Here is a 5863-nt window from a genome sequence, read left to right as displayed (position 1 = left end):
CATAACTGTATTCAAAATTTTTGTTCAGCCGTAGCGAGCGATAATACTCAAACAAAAAATTGCCAACAACTTTTCCGTCTTGATCAACAAAAAACAGCTCTCCTGTCCGGGATGAAAGAGATTTCCAAACTAGATGTTCATATGATTGGTTGTCTGAAGGTAGTGCAAGTTTAAGCCAACACGACTGATTAGGTTCAGGAATACAAGTAACAATTGAGCTCCACCCTTCTTCCTTATATAGGATGGCATCAACCGAAGAATCACTCACTACCATGCCATATTCGAAATCACTGATTTGCTTGAAATCTAATTCGTTAGCATGGCTAGTGAACGTTATCAGCACTGAAAAAAACAACATCACTAGCACTGTAAATGGCACTCTAAAATCCTTATTAAATCAAATATCGCGCGGCAAAAGAGCCCCATAAGTCCATATACTTGCGAGTTTACCATGTTAATTATTTGTAATTTGTAAGGGAATGTAATAACGTCAACGCATTACTATTGAGCAAATGAATCAACATGAATATCAGGTTGGTTAATTGCACGTTGATACAACACTTTACATTGCTAAAATGATAAAGCGTCTCTCGTATTCACATTCATACTCCATTCATTTTTATTGTATTAAACTGTCGTTACTTGCTTCTTTTACTAAGGCCACTGCATGCAAAAACCAAGCGCTATACTCATCTGTATCGCTGTAGCTATAGGCTCGACATCAAGCTTTGCACAAGATGATCACCATAACGGTCATGATCTTGTACAAGATGTTCATAAAGCGGGAACCCGTATCGAATTTGAAGAAGATCAAGACGAAGTCTATGAAGCGGTGCAAGAGGGCTACATTCGCCCTTTCTCAGAAATGTATGCTGCGGTTGAAAATGATCTTCATGGCCGAATCATTAAAGTAGAACTAGAAGAAGACGATGATATTTGGGTGTATGAGCTAAAAATAAATTTCCAAAACAATATCATTAAAGTGGAATACAACGCTGAAACGTTAGAAATGCTGATGATTAAAGGTCGCAACTTTAAAGAAGCGATCAAAAACTCCCACGAATAATAAATAACAATAAAAGAGTGATACATGAAAATTTTAGTCGTTGAAGACGAACCTCGCTTGGGCCAACAAATTCTAGAGACCCTTGAGGGAGCCGACTGGGTTCCAGAGCTTTCTCAAGACGGTATCGACGCACTCTACCGTGCAACATCGGAAGAGTGGGATGCCATCGTTCTCGATTTAGGTCTACCTAAGCTGGATGGCCTAACCGTATTAAAAGGCATTCGAGACGAAAACATTAACACGCCAGTGATTATCTTAAGTGCGCGTGACACGCTAACCCAACGTGTCGAGGGCTTGAATGCAGGCGCTGATGACTACCTAACTAAACCATTCGAAATGGTCGAACTGATAGCCCGCATTCGTGCTCAACTGCGCCGAGCGTCAGGCAGTGCTGCACCTATACTTCAAATTGGTGATCTAAGCCTAGACACACGTAGCTCTAAAGTATTGTGGCAAGGCCAAGCAGTTAGCCTCACGGCGCTTGAATATAAAGTGGTCGCTTATTTCATGCATAACCAAAACAAAGTTATCTCGCGCACTGAGTTGGTTGAACACATCTACAAGCAAGATTTTGACCGCGATTCAAACACGGTTGAAGTGTTCATTGGTCGTATTCGTAAGAAAATCGCACCTAAAATCATCAAAACCGTTCGCGGGCTTGGCTACCAACTGAATGCTGAATAATGCTGTATTTAATTAAGCTAAGAGCAATCTCCAATTAGTGGGCAGCCTGTGCTGATCGTTGTTGTTCTCATAGCAAGATGAGTAAAGACAGGCTGGTAACGTATGAATCTAAAAAAACGAACACTTAAAAACGTCAGTCTAAAAAGCCGCTTGCTTCTTGCCGCGGCTTTTTGGCTAGGTGCGATGATATTAGCGGCAGGTGTCGGAATTCCGAAACTGGTGAATGACTACCTCGTCGATGACATGAAGCAGCAGCTTGCTTTAACCATGGATGAGTTAACCGCCAATATCGAAACCAATGACAGTGGTAACCTAGTCATGGCAGAGCGTCTGTCTGATCCTAGGTTCAACCAACCCTACAGTGGTATTTATTGGCGCGCCGCTACCCAAGATCAGATTATTCGATCTCGCTCGCTATGGGATAAAGACCTCACCATCAAGCGTTCGCCGATTCACACATCAGTCAAAGGGCCTGAGAAAGAAAAGCTGATTTACATCGAGCAGGATATCTATCTGCCTGAACTGAATGACCCTGTCACGATCACCATAGGTATTGATGAAGACCCATTAGAATCCACACTGACCGAACTTACAGGTCAAGTCTGGTTGATTCTGATGTTGCTGTTTGTGGGCGTGCTGATGTTGATTGGTATTCAAGTCAGCTGGTCACTATTGCCACTCAGTAAGATGCAACGTGAACTGGTGATGTTAAGAAACGGCGAGCAACAAGGATTAAGCGACAACTACCCGAAAGAGGTTTCTCCATTGGTTTCTGACCTCAATGCCCTACTGTTCCACTATCAAGAGTTATTGGAGCGAGCGCGTAACCACGCGGGTAACTTATCTCATGCGTTGAAAACTCCGCTGTCGGTTCTGAAAAATGAGATAGAGCGACTTCCAGAGGATGACAAGGCACTGCTGCAACAACCCATTAATCAGATTCAAAGCCAAATCGATTATCACCTTGGCCGAGCACGCATGGCCGGTGCAATGAACATTCTTTCAGTGAAGTCTTCACCTTGTGAACGTGTTGAAGCTATCTCAATGGCATTTGATAAAGTCTATGCCGCCAACGAAGTCACCATGATTAATGAGCTAGACTCTGAAATTGAAGTGGCGGTCGAAAAAACCGACCTTGATGAAATGGTCGGCAACCTACTAGAGAACAGTTACAAATGGGCGAGCAGCATTATCCGAGTCCATTCGAATGAACTCGATGATGGCAACATTGAATTAGTGATTGAAGATGATGGCCAAGGCATTCCTGAAGAGAAGCTTGAGCAAGTGACCAAACGTGGTGTTCGACTTGATGAAACCACACCGGGAACAGGTTTAGGGCTTAACATCGTGAATGAAATGGCACACAGCTACCGAGGTAGCCTAACGCTCAGCAAGAGCTCTATGGGCGGATTGAAAGCCTCTCTGGTGCTAAAACTAAGCAAAGGTTAAGTAAGCTAAACGCGCTAAGTAAACCAAGTAAACACGATAAGCCCTAGCACAACGCTAGGGCTTAACTTTATTCTGGCTTAACAACGCTTTTCTCACTTCAATATGATTAGCTCATCGAGTGAAGCCCAATCATATTGCCTTCCGTGTCACTCACTACACTGATAAAACCATGCTCACCAATGTCCATTTTGGGTACTTGTAGCGCGCCACCGTTGGCCGCTGCCAAACTTGCTTCTGTGGCACAATCCTCACAAGAGAAGTAAACCATGGTGCTGTTGCCTCCCGCTTTTACACCAGACATCTTACATATAGCTCCAGTGGCTCCATAGTTCCCCATATCGCAAGGAAATACCCACATCTCAACTTCGATTCCGGTTTCATTGTCTAACTTGTCCAGCGTCACTTTAAATACTGATTCATAAAAAATTTTTGCTCTCGACATGTCATCAACATATATTTCAAACCAACCAATCGGATTCATTTGCATAACGTTATCCTCAGTTTTCGCTGCTTGTTCGCCCTTAATCAGCATAGTCAAAGTTGAACAATTTATAGTTGAGGAGTTACATGAGAGAAGGTTAAGTTTCTTTAGATAGAGTCCAGTAGAAATCACAAAGCCTTGTTTGAAGGGGGTTCAAACAAGGCACAAGCCAGTCGATCTATATCTCATTCACAGCGACATCTAAAGTTTGCAAATTGTCATTATGAGTTGCTACTCCGATCATCAAGATCTTACCGTCGGTATAATAGTCATGATCTTCATTCATTACTTCCACCGTAGCCAATGGGTACTTGTCTAGATCAATATCTGGTAATGACGTTCGTATCTGATTAGCAAGCCTATCTCGCTCTTCATCAACATTAGGGTCAATGTTATGCAGTATGGTCACAATGCCGGAGTAAGGGGTAACTTTAAGGCCATCATCATAGCTGATTGCACCTAACCACTGAGGCTGGTTAGTTTGAACATCAACACCAGCACGCCACCAGCGAATATGGCTACGCTTCATCAAGTTACCCGGCAATTGAAACGCCATATCTTGTGGCTTGTCTCTCCAATATAAATCGGACACTGGGGGCGTTTTGTCTCTAAGCAATGCGAGATAGCCAGCCCATTCAATCTCATTTCGAGAAAAAGTTTGATTCTCTATCCAGCCCAATTGTTTCATTAAGTCTCTTGGGGTTGCTCCAACATATAGTACGTTGATCGCTTGTGCCGAGTAGAATGAAGATTTGCCTGGGAACGCTTTATAGGTAACCGAATTCCAGTCGACTTTGTCAATTTGAGCCGTCTCTGGTTGATTCTTAAAATCATCCGCTTTCCAGAAAAAGTGTGCGTAGTTCGCAAACAATACCCACGCCAACAACAGCGCACTGGATTTGAGCACCAAGCGTCGCCACTTCATTCGATAACCAATAATGGTGAAGACCAATACCGTGAACACACCGGCGATCAAGCTATTATGCTCAGAGATAAATATCTTAAGGTTATTAAGCCACGGGAAGTTTTCAACACCGTGCGCCAGTAACATGCCCCAAGCAATGAACTGTCCACCACCAAGAGCCAAGCCGAACAACGCCAACACACTAAAATTACGCCACGGTACACGATGCGAGCCCGCTATAAATGGCACAACCCAAGCGATAGGCCCTAATAAACGAGCAAAAAGAATGATGTATGTGCCTTTGCGAGCAATTAGATAACGGCAGCGCGCAATTAATCGTTTGGTTTTAGGACGAAACTTAATGAGCCTTCGCTGCGCTTTCGCACCGTATTTATAGCCAATGAAATAACTGAGTTGGTCACCAAGCAAACCACCTAGCATGACCAAAACCAACGCCATCCATGCACCTGAATACAGTTGAAAGCCCGCTGCGATAAAGAAGGGCTCTCCCGGTACAAATAGGTTTGGGCCAATGAGAGCATCACCCAATGCCCCCAGAAACAGCCCTAGTCCATCAAACATAACAACCTCAATACTTACTGTTCTTTGTAGTGACCAAACTTGTAGTTCATCTCGTTGTTACGCATTTCGCCTTTGAAGAAGCGTCTTACATTGGCTTTAAGATAAGTTGAGCCTGTCTTCACAACGCCATCTTGATCTAAACGACGTGGGTCAAAACCAAAGGTCATATTCAGGAATCTAAATCGCCATGTTTTGCTCGCACGTTTTACGTAGTCACAGTCTTCACACAGGACGATCTCTTCATCGAAACCGCCGATCTCATCATGCGCGCGTTTAGTCGAGAAAATACATGCGCCAATCGCCGTCGGGAAAAAGAACTGGGTAGTGAACAAGCCTGCGTTAAATAAGCCGTAACCGAACTTGTGTACAAGCGGCAGACCTTTCGAGCTCATGTACACACCCGCCACTTCAAGCTTCTTCTCCTCTAGTTCATAAAGCGCTTTCGCAAGAAAGTTTCGGGGCAAGCTCACGTCAGCATCTAAGAAAAGGATTCTGTTGTATTGCGCCAATGAAGCACCTGTGTTTCGTCCAAGGCTCACACCACGACTTTCCATATGATGAACCGTTAATTTTGGCAACGCGTTTTCATAGGCTTGCGCCACTTCTCTGGTGTTGTCTTCACTATTCGAGTCGACAACAATCACTTCAAACTCTTGGTGGGTTTGCACACTCAACTCTTCCATTAAGCGGCTAATGC

Annotated in this window: 6 protein-coding genes and 1 pseudogene; 3 read left to right on the top strand and 4 right to left on the bottom strand. The window is 43.8% G+C overall.

What is annotated here, in order from left to right:
- Positions 1 to 379: pseudogene (locus tag AB4496_RS15145) on the bottom strand (GGDEF-domain containing protein); the annotation flags it as partial.
- Positions 380 to 667: 288 nt separating this feature from the next.
- On the opposite strand from AB4496_RS15145, the gene AB4496_RS15140 reads away from it, so the two are divergent.
- The 3 genes from AB4496_RS15140 (at position 668) to AB4496_RS15130 (ending at position 3199) form a co-directional block, all read left to right on the top strand.
- Entirely contained in the window at positions 668 to 1066 is a 399-nt protein-coding gene (locus tag AB4496_RS15140; protein ID WP_009847088.1) for a PepSY domain-containing protein, read from the top strand.
- 24 nt (positions 1067 to 1090) lie between these two features.
- Positions 1091 to 1750, top strand: a complete 660-nt coding sequence (locus AB4496_RS15135; RefSeq protein ID WP_004734666.1) for a response regulator transcription factor — start codon at positions 1091 to 1093, stop codon at positions 1748 to 1750.
- Positions 1751 to 1852: 102 nt separating this feature from the next.
- Entirely contained in the window at positions 1853 to 3199 is a 1347-nt protein-coding gene (locus tag AB4496_RS15130) for an ATP-binding protein (protein WP_102258616.1), read from the top strand.
- Positions 3200 to 3305: 106 nt separating this feature from the next.
- Here the strand turns inward: AB4496_RS15130 and AB4496_RS15125 are convergent, their stop codons facing one another.
- The 3 genes from AB4496_RS15125 to AB4496_RS15115 all read right to left on the bottom strand — a co-directional run bounded on the left by AB4496_RS15125 (position 3306) and on the right by AB4496_RS15115 (position 5861).
- Positions 3306 to 3686 (bottom strand): VOC family protein, encoded by a 381-nt coding sequence (locus tag AB4496_RS15125; RefSeq protein WP_029222854.1) that lies wholly within the window; start codon positions 3684 to 3686, stop codon positions 3306 to 3308.
- 172 nt (positions 3687 to 3858) lie between these two features.
- Positions 3859 to 5166: an LssY C-terminal domain-containing protein gene (locus AB4496_RS15120; RefSeq protein ID WP_102258617.1), complete on the bottom strand. Its 1308-nt coding sequence runs from the start codon at positions 5164 to 5166 to the stop codon at positions 3859 to 3861.
- A 14-nt stretch (positions 5167 to 5180) separates the two neighbouring features.
- On the bottom strand, positions 5181 to 5861 hold the full coding sequence (locus tag AB4496_RS15115) for a glycosyltransferase family 2 protein (RefSeq protein ID WP_372131272.1): 681 nt from the start codon (positions 5859 to 5861) through the stop codon (positions 5181 to 5183).
- Positions 5862 to 5863: the final 2 nt, after the last annotated feature.

Source organism: Vibrio sp. 10N.222.46.A1 (genome assembly GCF_041473595.1).
GTDB classification, from domain to species: Bacteria; Pseudomonadota; Gammaproteobacteria; order Enterobacterales; family Vibrionaceae; genus Vibrio; species Vibrio tasmaniensis_A.
The sequence above is the reverse complement of the archived record's forward strand: the minus strand, read 5'-3'. Positions and strand labels throughout refer to the sequence as shown.

Coding starts and splice junctions, on each gene's coding strand:
- AB4496_RS15140 (WP_009847088.1), top strand. CDS start 668: ATGCAAAAACCAAGCGCTATACTCATCTGTATCGCTGTAGCTATAGGC.
- AB4496_RS15135 (WP_004734666.1), top strand. CDS start 1,091: ATGAAAATTTTAGTCGTTGAAGACGAACCTCGCTTGGGCCAACAAATT.
- AB4496_RS15130 (WP_102258616.1), top strand. CDS start 1,853: ATGAATCTAAAAAAACGAACACTTAAAAACGTCAGTCTAAAAAGCCGC.
- AB4496_RS15125 (WP_029222854.1), bottom strand. CDS start 3,686: ATGCAAATGAATCCGATTGGTTGGTTTGAAATATATGTTGATGACATG.
- AB4496_RS15120 (WP_102258617.1), bottom strand. CDS start 5,166: ATGTTTGATGGACTAGGGCTGTTTCTGGGGGCATTGGGTGATGCTCTC.